This is a genomic window from Dolichospermum circinale AWQC131C, assembly GCF_000426905.1.
Taxonomy (GTDB): Bacteria; Cyanobacteriota; Cyanobacteriia; order Cyanobacteriales; family Nostocaceae; genus Dolichospermum; species Dolichospermum circinale.
The window spans coordinates 22,943-44,384 of sequence record NZ_KE384615.1 but is presented as its reverse complement, the minus strand read 5'-3'; the positions used below and the strand labels follow the sequence as shown (position 1 = coordinate 44,384).

The following is a 21,442-nucleotide window of genomic DNA, read 5'->3' as shown; positions in this document are numbered from 1 at the left end:
CCAATGACTAAAGATGCGAGAATATAAAGAGATAAAAAGTAGATTTAGCTAATCATCGTATATCACATAGGTAGCTTCATGTCCATAACCACGGTCGCCGCTGAACAGGTTAATCGCATTGTTCACAATCAACATCATGATCCGTTTGAAATTCTGGGTTCTCATCTCATCAAGCAAAATGGTAAAACTGTTTGGGCAGTGCGAGCTTACCTACCAAATGCCAGTGCTGTGTGGGTGGTAATTCCAGAAGAGCGGAAAGAATACCCAATGGACACAGTGCATGATCCCCACTTTTTTGAGTGTACCATTGAAACCGCAGAACTGAAAAATTATCAGTTACGGATTAAAGAAGGGGAACATGAGCGGGTTATCAATGATCCTTATGCCTTCCGTTCTGCCCATTTAACAGAATTTGATCTGCATTTATTTAGCGAAGGCAATCATCACCGCATTTATGAGAAATTGGGAGCGCATACTACAGAAGTAGATGGGATTAAAGGCGTTTATTTTGCGGTTTGGGCACCAAATGCCCGCAACGTCTCTGTATTAGGAGATTTTAACCTGTGGGATGGACGCAAACACCAAATGCGGAAGGGACACACAGGGATTTGGGAATTATTCATTCCCGAAATCGGTGTAGGAGAACATTACAAATACGAAATCAAAAATTTTGAAGGACACATTTACGAAAAATCTGATCCTTACGGTTTTCAGCAAGAACCACGTCCGAAAACAGCATCTATTGTTACAGACTTAAATTCCTACACCTGGAATGACGAAGACTGGATAGAAAAGCGCCGACATACTGACCCCCTCAGTCAACCTGTTTCCGTGTACGAAGTCCATTTAGGGTCTTGGTTACACGCTGCTAGTGCTGAACCAGCCAAATTACCCAATGGGGAAAATGAAACTGTAGTTGTGGTTTCCGAACTAAAAACCGGCGCACGGTTTCTCACTTATCGGGAATTAGCAGCTAAACTCATTCCCTACGTCAAGGAATTAGGATATACCCACCTGGAACTTCTACCGATTGCAGAACACCCCTTTGATGGTTCTTGGGGTTATCAAGTAACTGGTTACTTTGCGCCTACATCCCGCTTTGGTACTCCCGAAGACTTTATGTATTTTGTGGATGAATGTCATAAAAATGGCATTGGTGTAATTGTAGACTGGGTTCCCGGTCACTTCCCTAAAGATGGTCACGGTTTAGCCTTCTTTGATGGTAGTCACTTGTATGAACACGCTGATTCCCGCAAAGGTGAACATAAGGAATGGGGAACTTTAGTATTTAACTACAATCGTCATGAAGTCCGTAATTTCTTGGTTGCCAATGCCCTATTCTGGTTTGATAAATACCACATTGACGGCATTCGTGTTGACGCTGTTGCTTCCATGATCTACCTTGATTATTGCCGGAAAGCAGGGGAATGGTTGCCCAATGAATACGGTGGTAGAGAAAATTTAGAAGCTGCGGATTTTTTACGTCAGGTTAATCACCTGCTGTTTAGTTATTATCCCGGTGTACTGTCCATTGCGGAAGAATCCACATCTTGGCCAATGGTATCTTGGCCTACCTATACAGGGGGATTGGGTTTTAATTTAAAGTGGAATATGGGCTGGATGCACGATATGCTGGATTACTTCAGTATGGACCCGTGGTTTCGTCAGTTCCATCAAAACAATATTACCTTTAGTATGTGGTATAACCACAGCGAAAATTTCATGTTAGCTCTGTCCCACGATGAAATCGTCCATGGCAAGAGTAATATGATCGGTAAAATGCCGGGTGATCAATGGCAAAAGTTAGCTAATATCCGTTGTTTATTTACTTATATGTTTGCTCACCCTGGTAAGAAAACCATGTTTATGAGCATGGAATTTGCACAATGGAGTGAGTGGAATGTTTGGGCAGATTTGGAGTGGCATTTATTACAGTATGAACCACACCGACAGTTAAAAGATTTTTTCCAGTCTCTTAACTATTTTTACCGTTCTGAACCTGCTTTATACAGTCAAGATTTTGACCAACCAGGGTTCGAGTGGATTGACTGTACTGATAACAGCCATAGTGTAGTTTCTTTTATCCGTCGTGACAAAAATTCCAGTGATTTTATCATTGTGGTTTGTAACTTTACTCCTCAACCCCATTCCCACTATCGCATAGGTGTTCCAGAACAGGGTTTTTATACCGAGTTGTTCAATAGTGATGCCCGTCAGTATGGCGGTAGTAATATGGGTAACTTAGGTGGTAAGTGGACTGATAATTGGTCTTTGCATAATCGTCCTTATTCCTTAGATTTGTGTTTACCTCCCTTGGGTGTGTTGATGCTCAAGTTGGATAAACAGAAGTCAGCACAAGTGATAGGCTAGTTGTTTAGGGTGGGCATTGCTCACCCTATGTGTTTCTTAGCGGTTATATTAATACTTTATCTAATTTAAAAGTAGAATAGTTGTAATCATCATTTATACTTTCTCCCCATTTACAAATGAACACAAATAAATTATTTTTAATATCTATTGCGACAATAATAGCAGCTTTCATATCAGGGTCAGAGGGTGTCATAGCTAATTCAAAAGCAAAACAGTCTGTTAACTGTCCTGGTAAAAATCCTCAATTTAGTATCGAGTTTTTTCAGACTAATAATCATGGAGAAAGATATAAAAAAGGGATTAATCATGTAATTATTTTTAATCCTCAATCTCCCAAGTTAGATTTTAAAGTCAATGTCGGTTTAGATCATCAGATTTATGCTAAGGATTCTAGGGGAAGATTTCGCAGAGAATATGTACCAAAACAGTTTCGAGAAATTATCACTGATAGTAATTCTAAATTAAATGGTAAATCACCAATTGCAGCCATTAATGCTGACTATATAGATCCAAAAAATCAACCTCAAGGTTTAAATATTTCTCGCGGTGTTGAATATTCAGGAGTATTTAAAAATAGACGTTCTTCCTTTGGAATATCATCAGGAAATCCTCAACAGCGTCAAGCCACTATGGGAACTGGAAGAAGAGGAACAAATATTCTCAATTACAATATAGTGGGGGGGAATGGGAGATTTTATAATCAAGGAAAATTCAAAGATATTTGTCAAGCTTTAGGAAAATTTGCTTGTCAAGGTGCTACTAATCGTTCTTTAGTTGCTATTACCAGTAAAGGTTTTGTAATTTTCTTGGTAAATGATGTGAAAGCTAATTCAATTATTGAAGTTTCTGCTAACAATCAAGAATTACTACCCCATCAATTTGATAATGTTTTAACAGGAATTGCTAGAAATAACTGTTTAGGGACAATTCAGGAAGGAATGTTATTTGATGGGGGAATGTCTCCAGGATTGTTTTATAATAATAAAATCTATGTCGAGAATTTAGGTCCTATTGGTTCGGTATTTTTAATTTATCAAAAGTAATCAAATAACAGATTTATTTACTATGTTATCAGTCAAAGATGCAGAAACGATTATTTTCAATCATGTTCAACCCTTAAATCAAGAACATGATCTTGAAATTGTGGATTTATTGACAGCATTTCACCGAATTTTAGCAACTTCTGTAATTAGTTCTTTAGATTTTCCTCATTGGGATAATTCCGCAATGGATGGTTTTGCTGTACGTTATGAAGATGTACAAAATTCCACTTCTGAAAATCCGACAATTTTAGAAGTTGTCGAAGAGATTCCCGCAGGATATCAACCCCAGATTACTATTAAACCAGGACAAGCAGCAAGGATTTTCACTGGTGCAATCATACCAAAAGGTGCAGATACTATAGTTATGCAGGAAAAAACTAATTTACAGAAGAATCAAGTTTTTATCTTTGCTAAACCTCAACCCCAAGAATTTGTCAGAAAACAAGGAGACTTTTATCAAGCAGGAACAGAACTTTTACCAGCGGGAATTACCCTCAATGCAGCAGAAATTGCGATTTTAGCCGCAGCACAATTCCCAAAAATCAGTGTTTTCCGTCGTCCGCGAGTGGCAATTTTTTCCAGTGGTGACGAATTAGTAACACCAGAACAAACTCTAAAACCCGGACAAATAGTAGATTCTAATCAATATGCTTTAGCAGCTTTAGTACGCAATTTGGGTGCAGAAGTGTTAACATTAGGAATTATTAAGGATAATCCTAGCGCGTTAACAGAGACTATAAATTATGCAATTAATAATAGTGATATAGTTATTTCTTCTGGTGGAGTGTCCGTAGGTGATTATGATTATATTGATAATATATTAGCATCTTTGGGGGCAGAAATTCATTTTCGTGCCGTGCAAATGCGTCCAGGAAAACCTTTAACATTTGCTACATTTCCTAATTCTCTTTATTTTGGTTTACCAGGAAATCCCGTTTCGGCTTTAGTGACATTTTGGAGATTTGTAGAACCGACAATTAAAAAACTTTCAGGAATTAAGACAGGTTGGGAAAGTAAATTTATCAAAGTGAAATCTCATTGCGAATTAAAATCTAACGGAAAAATGGAAACTTATATTTGGGGTAATTTAAAATTAAATCATGGTATTTATGAATTTCAGCAAACCAGTGGTAATTTAAATTCAGGGAACTTAATTAACCTATCCCAAACAAATGCTTTAGCTATTTTACCAGTCGGAAAAACCCTAATTTTACCAGGAGAAGAAACCCTAGTTTTGCAAATAGGATAAAAGACAATTAACTCTCTGCAACTCTGCGCCTCTGCGTGCAAAAATAGATTACTTTCATAATAGGACTTACGCGCAGGTCACTGAAAAACGAACCACAGAGGCACAGAGTTCACAGAGAAATGAGGTTTTGAGAGATATTTTGCGTAAGTCCTGCATAAGTCTAGCTATATTTTGTTGGGTTTCACTTCGTTCTACCCAACCTACAATTATCTTAGGTGTTAGTAAATTGTCTTTTATCAAGCAGAGGAGAATCTATATCTAAAAGCCAATTTTCATCAACAAATTCCAGATTTTCATTATAGATAAGAACTAACTCACCTATATTTTGAATAGTTGGATATCCGAATGGGTAAGATTTATCATCAGGGAAATATGCAGCATAGATAGCAGCAGCAGCAGGATTAATACAATCAGTACCAATAAGAGAAAATTTGAGTTTTAGAAACCGATTATCTTGCGTAACACCCACAAAACTGCTGACTAATTCTGCTTCTATGGTGTGAGGTAATCTAATTGAGTCATAATATTCATCCTGTTCATCCCAATAACCATTGATTGTATAACAGCATTGTTCAAGATGTTTTTGAACAAGAGAATTAGTATCTAAATTTTCTAATATCTCAGTTAAATCTTGCCAGATTTTGTGATTTTTCAATTGAAGTGTAGTCATAATTTATTCTGGATTAATGTTGTGTTACAAAACCAGGAAAATGTAATATACCATTAACATATTTTGCGTGAAACCGTCTATCACCACCGCTACCTAACACTTTAGACTTTAAATTATATCCTTTTTCTTGAGAATCAACAAGCCCAATACCAGACTGTGGGTGTACTAACCCTTTCGCAATTGCTTTTAAATGCTTTCCTTTACTGTCATATCTTATACCTAATTTTATTTGTTTGTCGCTAAATGAAACTTGCAAATCATAAGTCGAAGAATATACAACGTCAGGTTGAATATCTTGCCAATTATTGGGTAATGGTAAAACTTCCATGATATCTACTAATGATGCCTTTATGGCATCCAATAATAAATTAAACAATCGTATCATGCAAGTTTATATAAAAATAGTATGAGATAAAAAAAAGGTAATTCCAGAAAAACCAGAATTACCCTTTTCAAAAGTTTAGGAAAAATTACGCAAAAGCAGCCATTTTCACATCGTTATTACCAAGAATTGCTTGTAATTCCTCAGCGTCTACGGTTTCTTTTTCAATCAGCATTTGAGCAATTTCATCTAACACCTTGCGGTTATCGAGTAAAACTTCTTTAGCTCGACTGTAAGCAGTATCAACCAACTTCCGCACTTCTTCATCAATAGCAGCAGCAGTTTCTTCCGAGAAATCACGCTCAGACATAATATCTCGACCCAGGAACATATTTCCTTGTTGACGACCAAGGGCTACTGGACCCAAGCGATCGCTCATGCCAAAGCGAGTTATCATTTGTTTAGCTACTCTAGCAACCTGCTGTAAATCATTAGAAGCACCTGTCGTCACTTCCTCCTCACCAAAAATAATTTCTTCAGCGAGACGACCACCTAAAGCCACGGCCATTTGATTTTCCAGATACGCACGGCTATATAAACCAGTGTCCATGCGGTCTTCACTAGGAGTAAACCAAGTCAAACCACCAGCACGACCGCGAGGGATAATGCTAATCTTTTGTACAGGGTCATAGTCAGGCATTAAAGCACCGACTAAAGCGTGACCTGCTTCATGGTATGCTACCAAAGTTTTGCGCTTTTCGCTCATTACCCGGTCTTTCTTTTCAGGACCTGCTAATACGCGGTCAATAGCATCATTAATTTCATCCATCGAAATCTCAGTTAAATTCCGACGTGCGGCTAAAATTGCGGCTTCATTGAGTAAATTAGATAAATCAGCACCGGTAAAACCAGGAGTCCGACGGGCGATTTTATCCAAGTCTACATCTTTAGATAAAGTTTTACCACGGGCATGAACTCTCAATATTTCGCTTCTTCCTGCGTAGTCAGGACGGTCTACGACAACTTGACGGTCAAAACGACCGGGACGTAATAAAGCCGCGTCTAATACATCAGGACGGTTAGTAGCAGCAATAATAATAATGCCAGTGTTACCTTCAAAACCATCCATTTCCGTCAACAACTGGTTGAGGGTTTGTTCCCGTTCGTCATTACCACCACCTAAACCAGCGCCCCGTTGACGACCTACCGCGTCAATTTCATCAATAAAGACGATACAAGGAGCATTAGTTTTCGCTTGTTCAAATAAATCACGGACACGGGAAGCACCCACACCCACAAACATTTCTACAAATTCCGAACCGGAAATTGAGAAGAAAGGAACACCAGCTTCTCCAGCTACAGCCCGCGCGAGGAGGGTTTTACCAGTACCAGGAGGTCCAACTAAAAGTACACCTTTAGGAATTTTCGCACCAATGGCGGTAAAGCGATCAGCATTCTTTAAAAAGTCTACAACTTCGTTTAGTTCTAATTTGGCTTGGTCAATACCCGCTACGTCTCCAAAGGTAACTTGGGTTTGGGGTTCCATTTGCACTCTGGCTTTAGATTTACCAAAGTTCATGGCTTGACTACCAGGACCGCCTTGAGCGCGACGGAGGAGGAAAAATAGACCAACTAGCAGCAACACAGGGAAGAATAGGCTGCTGAGAGCCTTAAACCAAAATCCCTCGTCTGCTTGAGGTAGTACAGAAATATCAACACCTTTAGCTGTGAGGGTATTGATTAAATCAGGGTCATTAACTAAAGTAACGATCTTTTTCTTTTCGTCATATTTGGGTGTTACCAGTGCTGTAGAGCGGTCAGAACTCAAACTAACTCTCTCAACCCTACCCCGTTCAACTTCTTGGATAAACTGACTGTAGCGCCATGTCTCTCTGTTTTGAGGTTGTTTGTCAAAAAATGCTGTTCCTAGCGCAATGACAACTATAAAAAGGAGCGCGTACAGCCCCGTATTTCTCCATTTTTTATTATTCACCGATGTTGTTTCTCCTGTACTTGTTTGCTGCTTATACGTAGCTTCTCTAAGGAAGAGGACATTATGATAATTATGTTAACTTATCTTAAGATATCTTAAAATAGTCCTTTTGTCATGCTACATATAATCTTTTATCCTCCACAAGTCTAAAATGTCAGAATGGTGGGACTTCTATTGTAATCATTCTCCACCGGACAAAGAAAGGCCAATCACCACTGACCACTAACCCATCAATCTTTTTCTGGTAATCTAATACTGTTTGTACCGTCTGGTTTAGTGACCACTTCCCCCCCCAAGGCTTCAATTTCCCGAATTGCTCGTTTACGAGTTTTTTCATCTAGTTTATTATTTAAAACCATTGCCCATGTAGCAACTCGCGCTGATTTACTATCAGGGTTTTTACTTAAAAACTCCGCTGTTTTTTGAGAAATAGATGCTATTCGTTTACTTTCTGCATCCGTATAAGTACCTGCCCATTCTGCGGCTTTCAGAAAAGATATTTGTGCTGCTTGAGCATCACCTAAAAATAATAACTCATCTGTACCCTTATAACGCCAGATAAAATAGGATTTTTGTGGTAATTGTGGAGATAGGGATTTTAATCCTTGTGCCATTAAAGCTATAGATTTTTCTGGCATTCCAGCGTATAAAGAGGTACTTACAGAAAGCCCTAGATAAGCTTCCAGGAAACGTGGATCATTTTCCAGAATAACCTGAAAATATTCTGGGCTGAGACTATACCCGGTTTTATCCCTGGCCTCATTATCGCCAAAGAATTGCAAAAAATCAATATATACCCAATCTGCAATTAGGTTTTTATAACTAAAACTGGGTAAATTCTGGAGTAATTTCAAACGGAGACTCTCTTTTTTGAGGTCTTTTTCCAGGGTTTCTACAGAGAGAGATTGTTTATTGATTAATAATTTTTGCATTCTTGGGATTTGCATTAAGCCAATACTGACAACACACAAACAAGCGACTAAGGGTGTGGTAATAGCTTCACGAGACAAAAACATAGTTTCAGTAATTAAAAGTTATAGTTATTTAACTTAAATAATACTAAATGATACATTTAAAATGCAAAGATGGATCAAAAGGATTTTATTTCCATAAGCGGTAAGCTTTTCTCCCATTCTGTCTAACCTGCTTGTCAAAAGACTGATATTCATCCCAAACAGAAAGAAGGGTTGGAGACTTTATAACTTGTCATAGTCCATTGGTTTGGCCAGTCCTTCCGCAATTTCTCTTTTAGCACGTTGAGCAGATGCAATCAATTTTTCTTGAGTTTTCTTAAATGAATTATCCCATTTAAGTTCATCTTGCAAATCTGTCAAATACCCTCTCAGATGTTCTGCAACTTTATCTTGTATATCTTCAGATAAAGATTGCATCATTTTAATTACAGTGGTAATTGCTGGAGATGACATAATCTAATTTTCTTTTAAACCTTACCAGTCTATTTTACTAAAAATCAACTTAACTACATCCCTCAACATATTCCACTTCTAGTAGTTTACCTGCTCTATACCTAGTTACACGCTGACCATTCCTTTTGTATATTTATGAGGTGTAACTTTAATTTGTCCTGGGTAAAGTGATTTAATTCGCGCTTCTGTATCACCAATTTTTGCACGAGAAACAGTAGTTATTTTGGGATTATCTATATCTATTCTGGCAATAACATCGCTGGTAACATATTGAAGATGACTCTTAAATAACTAGATAACCAAGGCAGGTTTTTCTTTTAATAGGAATTGAGAAGTGATAAGTATAACTTTTCACTTCCCATAAGACTACTCCTTACACTTATGGCAATTAGAACAGATAATCAATAAGTGCAACCTCTAGCTAAAGATGCAGATTTGTTGACAATGGCAATAAAATTGGTGTAATTTATTGCCATATATCAAATATTATTATTTACCTCGCAATATTTCTTCAAGTTCTGTTAGCTTCACAGGTCCAGAAAAATTCTGACTGGTAATAATAAAAGAAGGTGTTCCCCCCAGTCCTAATTTTTGTGCTAATAACAGGTCATTTTGGATAGGTTTAATGGCTAATTTGCGGTCAGTAGCAAATTTTGTGAGATTTAATTTTAGCTTTTTAGCTGTATCTAAATATAAGGTCTCACCCAATTGTTTTTGATTTGTAAATAAGGCATCATGATATTCCCAGAACTTACCTTGTTGAAATGCTGCCCAAGCTGCTGTAGCTGCTGGTAATGCTTGTTCATGAATTTGATAAAGGGGAAAATGTTTATAAACTAATGTGAATTTCTTAGGATATTTTGCTAATAAATCCTTTAGCTTTTTATGTGCTTCTGCACAATAAGGACATTCAAAATCAGAGAATTCTATCAATACAGTTTTTGATTGATTCGCACCAATTGTAGGAGAATCACCAATTATGGTTTTGGGATTTGTTTGCAAATTATTGATAAATTCTTGTCGTGATTGTTGTAGTTGCTGTTGTTGCTGCTGCTGATACGCTTCCACAGATTCAATAATGATTTCTGGGTTTTTGCGAATAATCTCTAGAACTTGTTGTTCTAGTTGGGGATCTATTTTAGTATCAGCTTGAACGGGGAGTGACCAGCTTAAAATTAAGCAGATAAAGCTGAAAATTACTAAATTTCGGAAATGAGTAAAAATTTTGAACATTTGTCAATACTATAAAATTAGCAATGTAATTTTATCAACTAACGGAGAAAACGGCAATTATCCCAATTTTAGGGAATTATGCCTTTTATGAAAATTTATATTTAAAACATATTTTAAAATTAAAACTGGGGTAAATACAAAAATAAATCATGAACAGTAGAATTTTGGCTGTATCTGTATTTTTATTTACAGTTAGCCTAGTCAGTACAGTTGAAGCTGCAAATTATGAAGATATGAGACAGTTATTAGCAAGTAAAGAATGTCCAAGATGTCTTCTCACCAATGCTGGTTTAGTCATGGCTGACTTAGCCGGAGCAAATTTAAGCGGTGCTAATCTTGCTGGTGCGAACCTGAGTCGTGCTAACTTGAGTGGTGCGGATTTACGAGGAGCAAATTTAAGCGGAGCAAGTTTATTTGGTGTGAATTTAAGCGAAGCGAAACTCAGTGGTGCAAACTTAACTGGTGCTGATTTAAGAAACACCTTTTTAATGAATGCTGAGTTGAAAGGTGCTAATATAACAGGGACAAACTTTCAAGGTGCGGTAGGGATACCTTCGCAAATTGCAAAAGCAGAAGATTTTTACGCCTGGGGTTTAGCAGATGCAGAAAAAGGTAATCTTAAATCAGCTATTGATTATTTTAGTCAAGCGATCGCTCTCAAACCAGATTATGCTGGAGCATATTTAGCCCGTGGTGTCGCTAGTTATCAAGGTTTAGACAGAAAAAGGGCTTTAGAAGATGCCCAAAAAGCAGCAGAATTATTTGCAGAAGTCAAAAATCCTGAAGGACTGAAAACAGCGCAAGCTTTTATTTTAGAATTAAAAACGCCCTACACAGAAAAAGTCAATGTGGGTAAACCTAGTTTTATGGATTTTGTGGGGAGTTTAGGTTCAGTCTTATTACAGTTTCTACCCTTCTAATCTAAAATTCATTCAATCATCATTTTCTATCTGCGTTCATCTGCGTTCATCTGCGGTTAATTACCCTAGAAATCTGATTAAATTTAGTAGGATACTCACAACTAAACAATAATCCTAAATAAGGAAAAAAATAGATGCCAGACAATTTTAAGAGTAAAGCTATCACACAGGGGGTACAGCGATCGCCAAATCGAGCCATGTTGAGGGCTGTTGGTTTTCAAGACGGAGATTTTGACAAAGCCATTGTCGGTATTGCCAATGGATACAGTACCATTACCCCATGTAACATGGGGATTAATAAACTGGCACAAAGAGCAGAAACCGCTGTAAAAAATGCTGGGGCAATGCCGCAAATTTTCGGGACAATTACTATTAGTGATGGTATTTCCATGGGAACAGAAGGGATGAAATACTCCCTAGTATCACGGGAAGTTATCGCTGACTCCATTGAAACAGCCTGTACAGGGCAAAGTATGGATGGTGTATTGGCCATTGGTGGTTGTGATAAAAATATGCCAGGGGCAATGTTAGCCATGGCCAGAATGAATATTCCTGCCATCTTTGTTTACGGTGGCACCATCAAACCCGGACATTATGACGGTAAAGACTTAACTGTTGTTAGTTCCTTTGAAGCCGTTGGTCAGTACAGTGCGGGAAAAATTGACGAAAATGAACTGTTAGCTGTTGAACGTAGTGCCTGTCCCGGTGCAGGGTCTTGTGGAGGAATGTTTACAGCCAATACCATGTCTTCAGCATTTGAAGCAATGGGCATGAGTTTACCCTATTCCTCCACCATGGCCGCAGAAGACCCAGAAAAAGCCGACAGTACGGAGAAATCCGCCATTGTCCTGGTTGAAGCCATTCGCAAACAAATATTACCTCGGACAATCATCACCCGTAAATCTATTGAAAATGCCATATCTGTCATTATGGCGGTAGGTGGTTCTACTAATGCAGTTTTACATTTTCTGGCCATTGCCCGCGCTGCTGGTGTAGAATTAACAATAGACGACTTTGAAACCATTCGCGGCCGTGTTCCCGTTGTGTGTGATTTAAAACCTAGCGGTAGATATGTAGCCACAGATTTACACAAAGCCGGCGGTATTCCCCAAGTCATGAAAATGCTATTGGCACATGACTTACTCCATGGTGACTGTATGACGATTTCCGGGCAAACTGTCGCCGAAGTTTTAGCGGATATCCCCGCAGAACCACGGACAGACCAAGATGTAATTCTTTCCTGGAATAATCCCATGTATGCTCAAGGACACTTAGCTATCCTCAAGGGAAATTTGGCCACGGAAGGAGCAGTAGCCAAAATTACTGGAGTTAAAAAGCCTGTCATTACCGGACCGGCAAGAGTATTTGAGTCGGAAGAGTCCTGTTTAGATGCGATTTTAGCAGGGAAAATCAAAGCAGGGGATGTGATTATTATCCGTTACGAAGGACCAAAGGGCGGACCTGGTATGAGAGAAATGCTGGCCCCCACCTCTGCTATTATCGGTGCCGGTTTAGGAGACTCCGTAGGTTTAATTACTGACGGACGTTTTTCCGGTGGTACTTACGGTATGGTGGTCGGTCATGTTGCCCCAGAAGCAGCCGTAGGTGGTAATATAGCCTTAGTAGCAGAAGGTGATAGTGTTACTATTGATGCTAATGCTCGGTTGCTGCAACTTAATGTATCAGATCAAGAATTAGCGACTCGTCGTGCAAATTGGCAACCACTTCCACCCCGATATACTAAAGGGGTACTAGGAAAATATGCCAAACTGGTATCTTCTAGTAGTGTGGGTGCTGTGACAGATTTGAATTTATTTACTAGTTAGTAAGAACTGATTATATCACATCCCGGATTTATTGAATAAGTCCGGGATTTGTATTTTGTATTAGGATATTTTATATTTTTTATCTTGATTTGAGGACTAAGGTTTTGATAGGAATAAAAAACATCAATATACATGATTTATCTATTTGGGTGGAACAAGCAAAAACCCAAGCAGCACAAGGAAAAGTTATTGAACGCATTCCCCAATTAGCTATGGCTAATCCTGACTGGTTTGCTGTTAATATAATTTGTAAATCAGATGAAAATTACAGTTTAGGAAATACAGATTGTATATTTCCATTTATGAGTGCAATTAAACCGTTTTCTCTACTCTATTTATTGGAACAATTCACTGCAAAACGGATTTTACAATGGGTTGGTATTCAACCCTCGACCGCACCTTTCAATTCTTTAGCGCAATTAACAGCAGATAATGGACATCCTCGCAACTCAATGATCAATAGTGGTGCTATTACTCTCGCTGATAAGTTTCCAGGAAAAGATAGCAATGAATCTACACAATTTTTTTGTACATGGTTAAATAAGTTAGCAGGTACTAATCTATATATAGATTTAGATGTTCTTACTTCAGTTCGTGCTAATCGTTCTCTTATAAATATAGATATTACTAATTGTCTCTATGAAGCTGGAAATGTCAATAATATTAAATTTGCTCTTGACGTTTATGAACAAATATGCTGTATATCTGGAACAGTACAAGATTTAGCGAAACTGGGAAAAATACTAGCCTGTGAAAGCGGTTTGATCAATAATCAAAATCGTCAAGTTGTGAATGCAGTCATGTTAACTTGTGGTTTATATGAAGCTTCCGCAGAATATAGTATCAAAATTGGTTTACCCATGAAATCAGGTATTAGTGGTGGAATTGTAACTATAGTACCAAATCAGGGATCAATAGCCAGCTACAGTCCTGCTTTAGATCATGCTGGTAATTCTGTAGCTGGTTTAGCGCTAATGGAAACTTTATCTCAAAATTTACAATTGAGTATTTTTCATTAATTACTCTTTAAGTTGAGATTTGATATTTCCCATTGTTTGAGGAACTGAATCTGTATCTAGTTGATTTGGATTTGATTCTAGTGGTTCTTTTACCTCTGACTGTTGTTCTGTTTTTGGTGCTGGTGTTTCTGTAACGTCAGCAGGTTTAACTTCGGGAATTGACTGTTGTTCTGTTTTTGGTGCTGGTGTTTCTGTAACGTCAGCAGGTTTAACTCCGGGAATTGACTGTTGTTCTGTTTTTGGTGCTGGTGTTTCTGTAACGTCAGCAGGTTGAACTTCGGGAATTGATTGTTGTTCGGTTTTTGGTGCTGGTGTTTCTGTAATGTCAGCAGGTTGAACTTCGGGAATTGATTGTTGTTCGGTTTTTGGTGCTGGTGTTTCTGTAGAACTAGGTTGAGTAACTGGAGTTTTAACTGTATAATTCTGGTCTACAATGCCACGGACTTCATCTGCTGTCAATTCTCCTCTAACAATTTTTGAAAGAGTATCTTGACCATTAGGTTGATAGTCAATTAATCTGATAGTAGTGTTAAAGGCATTTTTTACAGGTTGTCCTTGATTATCGAGAAATTCTAGTTTTATCCAAGTTTTGCCAGGTTTAAAGCCTTTAAGATAAATTGGTTGCCAACGATCAAGAATAAAACTTTCACCATTAACTGTGCTACGAATACGCCAATTGCTCATCATATCATCAGGATTAGTTTCCGCGACACTGTGCAACGGTGCATTAGTTAAGTAGAAATCCAACATAATTGGTTCTGCACCATAATTACCATTAGGACGGCTGTAGGTAAGTAAAGGTAATTTAGTATCAGGATTATTTTCCTCAGTTTTCGTCAAAATATGAAATGTAGTTTGAGCATACGCACCTTCATTTTTAAAACTTTCATGCCACGGACGAGAAGCAAAAACGCGGAGAGTATGAGTACCTGGAGATAAATTTGGTAATACTACCGATTGATTTAGGTCGTAAACAGCTATATAAGGTTCGTTATCTAAAATTAGGTGCAAATGGGGTCCAAGTTGCCATTGAGGGTCTTTAAATATTGGTAAGTCCTTAACCTGCAAACGCACGTTAACGGTATTTTCCTGAAGAACTTCATCTATTTGGGGACTGAGAATACTAACTTGGGGTTGATAACCTTCTAGACTAGGACGCAATGCTTGAATAACATCTGGTGGTGCAGTTTCCGAAAACGTCCCCGAAATTTCTGAAGCTGGTGGTGCTTTAACTTGGGTCTGAATAGATGGTTCTTTGCTGCTTGCGGATTCAGCACAACCGCTTAAAATCACAACCAGAAATAATGCAACAATAGATTTAATAATTGAAGCTCTCTTTGACAGAACTTGCTGAAAAGATTTTTTGCACCTAGTGTTCATGTTTTGATCCTGTAATATTTTTTAACAATTAACGCAATCATTGTGACGCAAATTATGACTCATGGACTATGGAGTAAAAGCATAAATCTATGGCCAGAGTTATAAATTTACTGACTTTTTTCTGATTACAATGGCAAACAAGTAATTTTTTTGACTGAATTTCTGAACAAGAATTTGCTTTTAGACGGTCAAATTTGCTCAAAAGTCCTTGAATAGCAAGTTTTCAAGCCGCTTTAAGTATAAATCATTTAATTTGCAAATTGTTGTTATTTATAAATTAAATGAAGAATCTATTGACATTTAGACAATATATGAATTTGTAAAGTAGATGAGACCATAAATTTGGCTATTTTTAATTATTGTTAACAGGTGTATAACAATGTGCAAGTTCAGACTCTATAATTCAACAGAAACAACTTTTCTTTTCCACACGACAACCGCATCGCCAGACCAGAGCAATCTGAAAACAGCGACTGTGTTATTCTAGGTGGTATTCATGATTCCCCATTCCTTATAGAGAGGAGGTCGAATGACGATTAGTCCTCCGGAGCGAGAGGAAAAAAAGGCAAGAGTGATCGTTGACAATGACCCGGTTCCTACCTCATTTGAAAAATGGGCAAAGCCAGGGCATTTTGACAGATCCTTAAGCAAAGGACCAAAAACCACAACCTGGATTTGGGACCTCCACGCCCTCGCCCATGATTTTGATACACATACAAGCGATTTAGAAGACATCTCCCGCAAGATATTCGCCGCTCACTTCGGCCATTTGGCTGTAGTAGCAATCTGGTTGAGCGGAATGTTATTCCATGGCGCTAAGTTCTCTAACTACGAAGCTTGGCTGGCTGATCCATTAGGAGTCAAGCCCAGCGCTCAGACAGTTTGGTCTATTGTTGGACAAGACATTTTAAACGGTGATATGGGCGGCGGTTTCCGCGGCATTCAAACCACCTCCGGCTTGTTCCAAGTATGGCGTGGCTGGGGTATCACTAGCTCCTACCAGCTATATGTAACTGCAATTGGCGGCTTGGTATTAGCAGGCTTGTTCTTATTTGCTGGCTGGTTTCATTACCACAAACGCGCTCCGAAACTGGAATGGTTCCAGAATGTGGAGTCAATGCTGAACCATCACTTATCAGTGTTGCTAGGCTGCGGTTCTTTGGGATGGGCTGGTCACTTAATCCATGTATCTGCACCAATCAACAAACTATTAGATGCAGGTGTAGCAGCTAAGGACATCCCTCTGCCTCATGAGTTGCTGTTTGATACAGCAAAAATGGCAGAACTTTACCCGGGTTTCGCTAGTGGTTTAACACCTTTCTTCACCTTAAATTGGGGAGCTTATGCTGATATCCTCACATTTAAGGGTGGTTTAAACCCAGTTACAGGCGGCTTGTGGATGACTGATATTTCTCATCACCACCTAGCGATCGCTGTACTGTTCATCGTGGCTGGTCATATGTACCGTACCAACTGGGGTATCGGTCATAGCATCAAAGATATTCTAGAAGCTCATAAAGGTCCTTTCACTGGCGAAGGTCACAAAGGTCTTTACGAAAACCTCACCACCTCTTGGCACGCTCAATTGGCTACTAACCTAGCTTTCTTGGGTTCATTGACAATCATCATCGCCCATCATATGTACGCGATGCCTCCCTATCCTTACTTGGCGACGGACTACGCAACACAATTGTGTATCTTCACTCACCATATTTGGATCGGTGGTTTCTTGATTGTTGGTGGTGCGGCTCACGCGGCCATCTTCATGGTGCGGGATTACGATCCTGTTGTTAACCAAAACAACGTATTAGATCGCGTGATTCGTCACCGTGACGCTATCATTTCTCACCTTAACTGGGTTTGTATTTTCTTAGGCTTCCACAGCTTTGGTTTGTACATTCACAATGACACCATGCGTGCTTTGGGTCGTCCCCAAGATATGTTCTCCGACAGCGCAATTCAATTACAGCCAGTATTTGCTCAGTGGGTGCAAAACCTGCACACATTAGCTCCTGGTAACACAGCACCTAACGCACTCCAAGTAGTTAGTCATGCTTTTGGTGGTGGAATTGTAGCTATCGGCGATAAGATCGCTATGATGCCCATTACATTGGGTACAGCGGACTTCATGGTTCACCACATCCACGCATTCACCATTCACGTTACTGTTCTTATCTTGCTTAAAGGTGTATTGTACGCCCGCAGTTCTCGTCTGATTCCAGACAAGGCTAACTTAGGCTTCCGATTCCCTTGCGATGGTCCAGGTCGTGGCGGTACTTGCCAAGTTTCCGGTTGGGATCATGTCTTCCTGGGACTGTTCTGGATGTATAACTCCCTATCAATTGTAATTTTCCACTTTAGCTGGAAGATGCAATCTGATGTTTGGGGAACAGTAGACGCAGATGGCACAGTAAACCACATTACTGGTGGCAACTTTGCAGAAAGCGCTATCACCATCAATGGTTGGTTACGTGACTTCCTGTGGGCGCAAGCTACACAAGTAATTAACTCCTACGGAACAGAATTGTCCGCTTACGGGCTAATGTTCTTAGGCGCTCACTTTGTTTGGGCGTTCAGCTTAATGTTCCTGTTCAGCGGTCGTGGCTACTGGCAAGAACTAATTGAGTCCATCGTTTGGGCGCACAATAAACTGAAAGTAGCCCCAACAATTCAGCCTCGCGCACTGAGCATCACTCAAGGTCGGGCTGTAGGTGTGGCTCACTACCTATTAGGAGGAATCGCCACCACTTGGGCATTCTTCCACGCACACATCCTTTCAGTAGGATAAAAATCAGTGGAATTTTGGGTTTTGGATTCTAAGATTTTAGATTCAATCCAAAATCCAAAATCTAGAATCTAAAATTTTGCTGACACTTGATGGCTAAAGGTCAGAGGACAGATCACACCTATGGCAACAAAATTTCCAAAATTTAGCCAGGATCTCGCACAGGACCCGACTACGCGTCGGATTTGGTATGCGATCGCTACAGGCAACGACTTTGAAAGCCACGATGGCATGACGGAAGAAAATCTTTACCAAAAGATTTTCGCTACGCACTTCGGTCACTTGGCAATCATCTTCCTGTGGGCATCCAGCCTCCTGTTCCACGTGGCCTGGCAAGGTAACTTTGAACAGTGGATTAAAGATCCCCTGCACGTCCGTCCCATTGCCCATGCAATTTGGGACCCTCACTTTGGTGAAGCAGCAATTGAAGCTTTCACCCAAGGCGGTGCAAGCAATCCCGTAAACATTGCTTACTCCGGTGTTTACCACTGGTGGTACACCATCGGGATGCGGACAAACACCGAACTATACACTGGTTCCGTTGGTTTGCTCCTGTTGGCAGCATTGTTCCTATTTGCTGGTTGGTTACATTTACAACCCAAGTTCCGTCCTAGCCTCTCTTGGTTCAAGAGCGCTGAACCCCGTCTGAACCACCACCTCGCTGGTTTGTTCGGTGTTAGCTCCTTAGCTTGGACTGGTCACTTGGTTCACGTTGCTATTCCTGAATCCCGTGGTATTCACGTGGGTTGGGATAACTTCCTGAATGTAGCTCCCCATCCAGCAGGTTTAACTCCTTTCTTCACAGGTAACTGGGGCGTTTACGCTCAAAACCCTGACACCGCTGGCCATTTATTTGGTACTTCCACCGGTGCTGGGACTGCGATTCTCACCTTCTTGGGCGGTTTCCACCCCCAAACAGAATCCTTGTGGTTGACTGACATGGCTCACCACCACTTGGCGATCGCAGTTTTGTTCATCATTGCTGGTCATATGTACCGGACTAACTTCGGAATTGGTCACAGCATTAAAGAAATGCTTAACTCCAAATCCGGTTTATTACCTGGTACAAAGAGCGAAGGTCCTTTCAACCTCCCTCACCAAGGTCTTTACGACACCATCAACAACTCCCTGCACTTCCAGTTGTCATTAGCTTTGGCATCTTTGGGAACTATTTGTTCCTTGGTAGCGCAGCATATGTACGCTCTGCCTCCTTATGCGTTCATCGCTAAGGACTACACAACACAAGCAGCGCTGTACACCCACCACCAGTACATCGCTGGTTTCTTGATGGTTGGTGCTTTTGCTCACGCAGCAATCTTCTGGGTTCGTGACTACGACCCCGAACAAAACAAAGGTAACGTTCTTGACCGGATGTTACAGCACAAAGAAGCGATCATTTCCCACCTTAGCTGGGTATCTCTCTTCTTAGGCTTCCACACCTTGGGCTTATACGTTCACAACGATGTAGTAGTTGCTTTCGGTACTCCTGAAAAGCAAATCTTGATTGAACCAGTATTTGCTCAATTCATCCAAGCTGCCCAAGGTAAAGCTTTGTATGGCTTGAATGTACTGTTGTCTAACCCCGACAGTATTGCTTACACCGCTTACCCCAATGCTGGTAACGTTTGGTTGTCTGGCTGGTTAGATGCCATCAACTCAGGCACAAATTCCTTGTTCCTGACCATTGGCCCTGGCGACTTCTTGGTTCACCACGCTTTCGCTTTGGCTATCCACACCACCACCTTGGTACTCGTTAAGGGTGCTTTGGATGCTCGTGGTTCTAAACTGATGCCCGATAAAAAGGACTTCGGTTATGCGTTCCCCTGCGACGGTCCAGGCCGTGGCGGTACTTGCGATATCTCCGCATGGGACTCTTTCTACCTGTCTATGTTCTGGATGTTGAATACCATTGGTTGGGTAACTTTCTACTGGCACTGGAAACATCTAGGGATTTGGCAAGGTAACGTTGCTCAGTTCAACGAAAACTCTACCTACCTCATGGGCTGGTTCCGTGATTACCTCTGGGCTAACTCTGCTCAGTTGATTAACGGTTACAACCCCTACGGCATGAATAACTTGTCTGTTTGGGCTTGGATGTTCCTTTTTGGACACCTCATCTGGGCTACTGGTTTCATGTTCCTCATCTCTTGGAGAGGTTACTGGCAAGAGTTAATTGAAACCTTGGTTTGGGCGCACGAACGTACTCCTTTAGCTAACTTGGTTCGCTGGAAGGACAAGCCCGTTGCTCTCTCCATTGTTCAAGCTCGTGTGGTTGGTTTAGCTCACTTCACTGTTGGCTACATCGTTACCTATGCAGCGTTCCTCATTGCTTCTACTGCTGGTAAGTTCGGTTGATCTTAACTACTGGTTGTAGGTAATTAAAAATCCCCTGCCTCAAGGTGGGGGATTTTTTTTAATGGGCGGGCAAGATGCCCACCCCACAAGACCACAAGAGGATTTTTTTAATGGGCGGGCAGGATGCCCACCCCACAAGAGGTGTAAACTATAAGAGATGTATATAAACTACAAAAAATAAAAAGAATGTAATTTTCTGTTTAGAGGATGGGAAATATAAAGATAGGGCAGGCAAGATGCCTATCCTACAATAAACCTAGAAAATATTTTTCTGTTATGGAAGAAGCAAGGTTAAAAATTTACCATAGGATGTTACCTCATTGGGAGTTAGATGGGGCAAGTTATTTTATTACTTTTAATACTTGGGAAAAGTTAGAACTTAACCCAGAAGCTAGGGAAATAGTTTTGAATAGTTGTTTATTTTTTAATAATCAAAGATATAAGATATTTGTCTTTGTGGTGATGATAGATCATGTACATTTACTGATGCAGCCTTTACTTAAATCAGAAAATGAGTATTGGTCTCTTAGTAGCATTATGAGTAGTATCAAAGGTTATAGTGCTAAACAGATTCCCAAGGTGATGAAACATATAGGAACTATTTGGCAAGATGAGCGATATGACAGAATTGTCAGAAATGAAGAAGAGTTTCAAGCATATTGGCAATATATCAGACAAAATCCTGTAGAAGCAGGACTGTCATCAACACCAGAAGATTACCCTTACTTGTGGCAAACCTCAGAATAACCTGAATTATTACATCCCCTCTCTTGTGGGGTGGGCATCTTGCCCGCCCTTGGCAACTAAACTCAGAATAACCTGAATTATTACATCCTCTCTCTTGTGGGGT

At 39.9% G+C, this 21,442-nt stretch carries 16 protein-coding genes; 9 read left to right on the top strand and 7 right to left on the bottom strand.

What is annotated here, in order from left to right; all coding sequences use genetic code 11:
* Nucleotides 1-78: 78 nt before the first annotated feature.
* The 3 genes from glgB to ACIR131C_RS0112510 all read left to right on the top strand — a co-directional run bounded on the left by glgB (nucleotide 79) and on the right by ACIR131C_RS0112510 (nucleotide 4,662).
* Nucleotides 79-2,370, top strand: a complete 2,292-nt coding sequence (gene glgB / locus ACIR131C_RS0112520) for a 1,4-alpha-glucan branching enzyme (RefSeq protein WP_028090473.1) — start codon at nucleotides 79-81, stop codon at nucleotides 2,368-2,370.
* A 116-nt stretch (nucleotides 2,371-2,486) separates the two neighbouring features.
* Complete coding sequence (locus ACIR131C_RS0112515) at nucleotides 2,487-3,413, top strand: phosphodiester glycosidase family protein (RefSeq protein ID WP_028090472.1); 927 nt, start codon at nucleotides 2,487-2,489, stop codon at nucleotides 3,411-3,413.
* Nucleotides 3,414-3,435: 22 nt separating this feature from the next.
* A complete protein-coding gene (locus ACIR131C_RS0112510; RefSeq protein ID WP_028090471.1) occupies nucleotides 3,436-4,662 on the top strand; it encodes a molybdopterin molybdotransferase MoeA in 1,227 nt (408 codons plus the stop codon).
* Between the two features lie 211 nt (nucleotides 4,663-4,873).
* Here ACIR131C_RS0112510 and ACIR131C_RS0112505 read toward each other — a convergent pair whose 3' ends face one another.
* From ACIR131C_RS0112505 to ACIR131C_RS0112480, 6 genes are all read right to left on the bottom strand, one after another.
* Nucleotides 4,874-5,332 carry a hypothetical protein gene (locus ACIR131C_RS0112505; protein ID WP_028090470.1) on the bottom strand — a complete coding sequence of 153 codons (459 nt, stop codon included), beginning with the start codon at nucleotides 5,330-5,332 and terminating at the stop codon, nucleotides 4,874-4,876.
* Nucleotides 5,333-5,345: 13 nt separating this feature from the next.
* A complete protein-coding gene (locus ACIR131C_RS0112500; RefSeq protein ID WP_028090469.1) occupies nucleotides 5,346-5,660 on the bottom strand; it encodes a hypothetical protein in 315 nt (104 codons plus the stop codon).
* Between the two features lie 142 nt (nucleotides 5,661-5,802).
* Nucleotides 5,803-7,647, bottom strand: a complete 1,845-nt coding sequence (gene ftsH3 / locus ACIR131C_RS0112495; protein WP_028090468.1) for an ATP-dependent zinc metalloprotease FtsH3 — start codon at nucleotides 7,645-7,647, stop codon at nucleotides 5,803-5,805.
* Nucleotides 7,648-7,877: 230 nt separating this feature from the next.
* Entirely contained in the window at nucleotides 7,878-8,663 is a 786-nt protein-coding gene (locus ACIR131C_RS0112490) for a hypothetical protein (protein ID WP_028090467.1), read from the bottom strand.
* 180 nt (nucleotides 8,664-8,843) lie between these two features.
* A complete protein-coding gene (locus ACIR131C_RS0112485; protein ID WP_028090466.1) occupies nucleotides 8,844-9,074 on the bottom strand; it encodes a hypothetical protein in 231 nt (76 codons plus the stop codon).
* Between the two features lie 489 nt (nucleotides 9,075-9,563).
* On the bottom strand, nucleotides 9,564-10,307 hold the full coding sequence (locus ACIR131C_RS0112480) for a DsbA family protein (RefSeq protein ID WP_028090465.1): 744 nt from the start codon (nucleotides 10,305-10,307) through the stop codon (nucleotides 9,564-9,566).
* A 149-nt stretch (nucleotides 10,308-10,456) separates the two neighbouring features.
* Between ACIR131C_RS0112480 and ACIR131C_RS0112475 the strand changes: the two genes are divergently transcribed.
* The 3 genes from ACIR131C_RS0112475 (at nucleotide 10,457) to ACIR131C_RS0112465 (ending at nucleotide 14,072) form a co-directional block, all read left to right on the top strand.
* The gene (locus tag ACIR131C_RS0112475) at nucleotides 10,457-11,227 is read left to right on the top strand and encodes a pentapeptide repeat-containing protein (protein ID WP_028090464.1); all 771 of its coding nucleotides are present in this window, start codon (nucleotides 10,457-10,459) and stop codon (nucleotides 11,225-11,227) included.
* 134 nt (nucleotides 11,228-11,361) lie between these two features.
* On the top strand, nucleotides 11,362-13,053 hold the full coding sequence (gene ilvD, locus ACIR131C_RS0112470) for a dihydroxy-acid dehydratase (RefSeq protein WP_028090463.1): 1,692 nt from the start codon (nucleotides 11,362-11,364) through the stop codon (nucleotides 13,051-13,053).
* 104 nt (nucleotides 13,054-13,157) lie between these two features.
* Nucleotides 13,158-14,072, top strand: a complete 915-nt coding sequence (locus ACIR131C_RS0112465) for a glutaminase (RefSeq protein ID WP_028090462.1) — start codon at nucleotides 13,158-13,160, stop codon at nucleotides 14,070-14,072.
* On the opposite strand, the gene ACIR131C_RS0112460 is transcribed toward ACIR131C_RS0112465, so the two are convergent.
* Nucleotides 14,073-15,452 carry a hypothetical protein gene (locus tag ACIR131C_RS0112460; protein WP_028090461.1) on the bottom strand — a complete coding sequence of 460 codons (1,380 nt, stop codon included), beginning with the start codon at nucleotides 15,450-15,452 and terminating at the stop codon, nucleotides 14,073-14,075.
* Nucleotides 15,453-15,981: 529 nt separating this feature from the next.
* On the opposite strand from ACIR131C_RS0112460, the gene psaA reads away from it, so the two are divergent.
* From psaA to ACIR131C_RS0112445, 3 genes are all read left to right on the top strand, one after another.
* On the top strand, nucleotides 15,982-18,240 hold the full coding sequence (gene psaA / locus ACIR131C_RS0112455) for a photosystem I core protein PsaA (RefSeq protein ID WP_028090460.1): 2,259 nt from the start codon (nucleotides 15,982-15,984) through the stop codon (nucleotides 18,238-18,240).
* Nucleotides 18,241-18,360: 120 nt separating this feature from the next.
* Nucleotides 18,361-20,592 carry a photosystem I core protein PsaB gene (gene psaB, locus ACIR131C_RS0112450; RefSeq protein ID WP_028090459.1) on the top strand — a complete coding sequence of 744 codons (2,232 nt, stop codon included), beginning with the start codon at nucleotides 18,361-18,363 and terminating at the stop codon, nucleotides 20,590-20,592.
* 276 nt (nucleotides 20,593-20,868) lie between these two features.
* Nucleotides 20,869-21,339 carry an REP-associated tyrosine transposase gene (locus tag ACIR131C_RS0112445; protein ID WP_028082710.1) on the top strand — a complete coding sequence of 157 codons (471 nt, stop codon included), beginning with the start codon at nucleotides 20,869-20,871 and terminating at the stop codon, nucleotides 21,337-21,339.
* The last annotated feature ends 103 nt before the right edge of the window (nucleotides 21,340-21,442 follow it).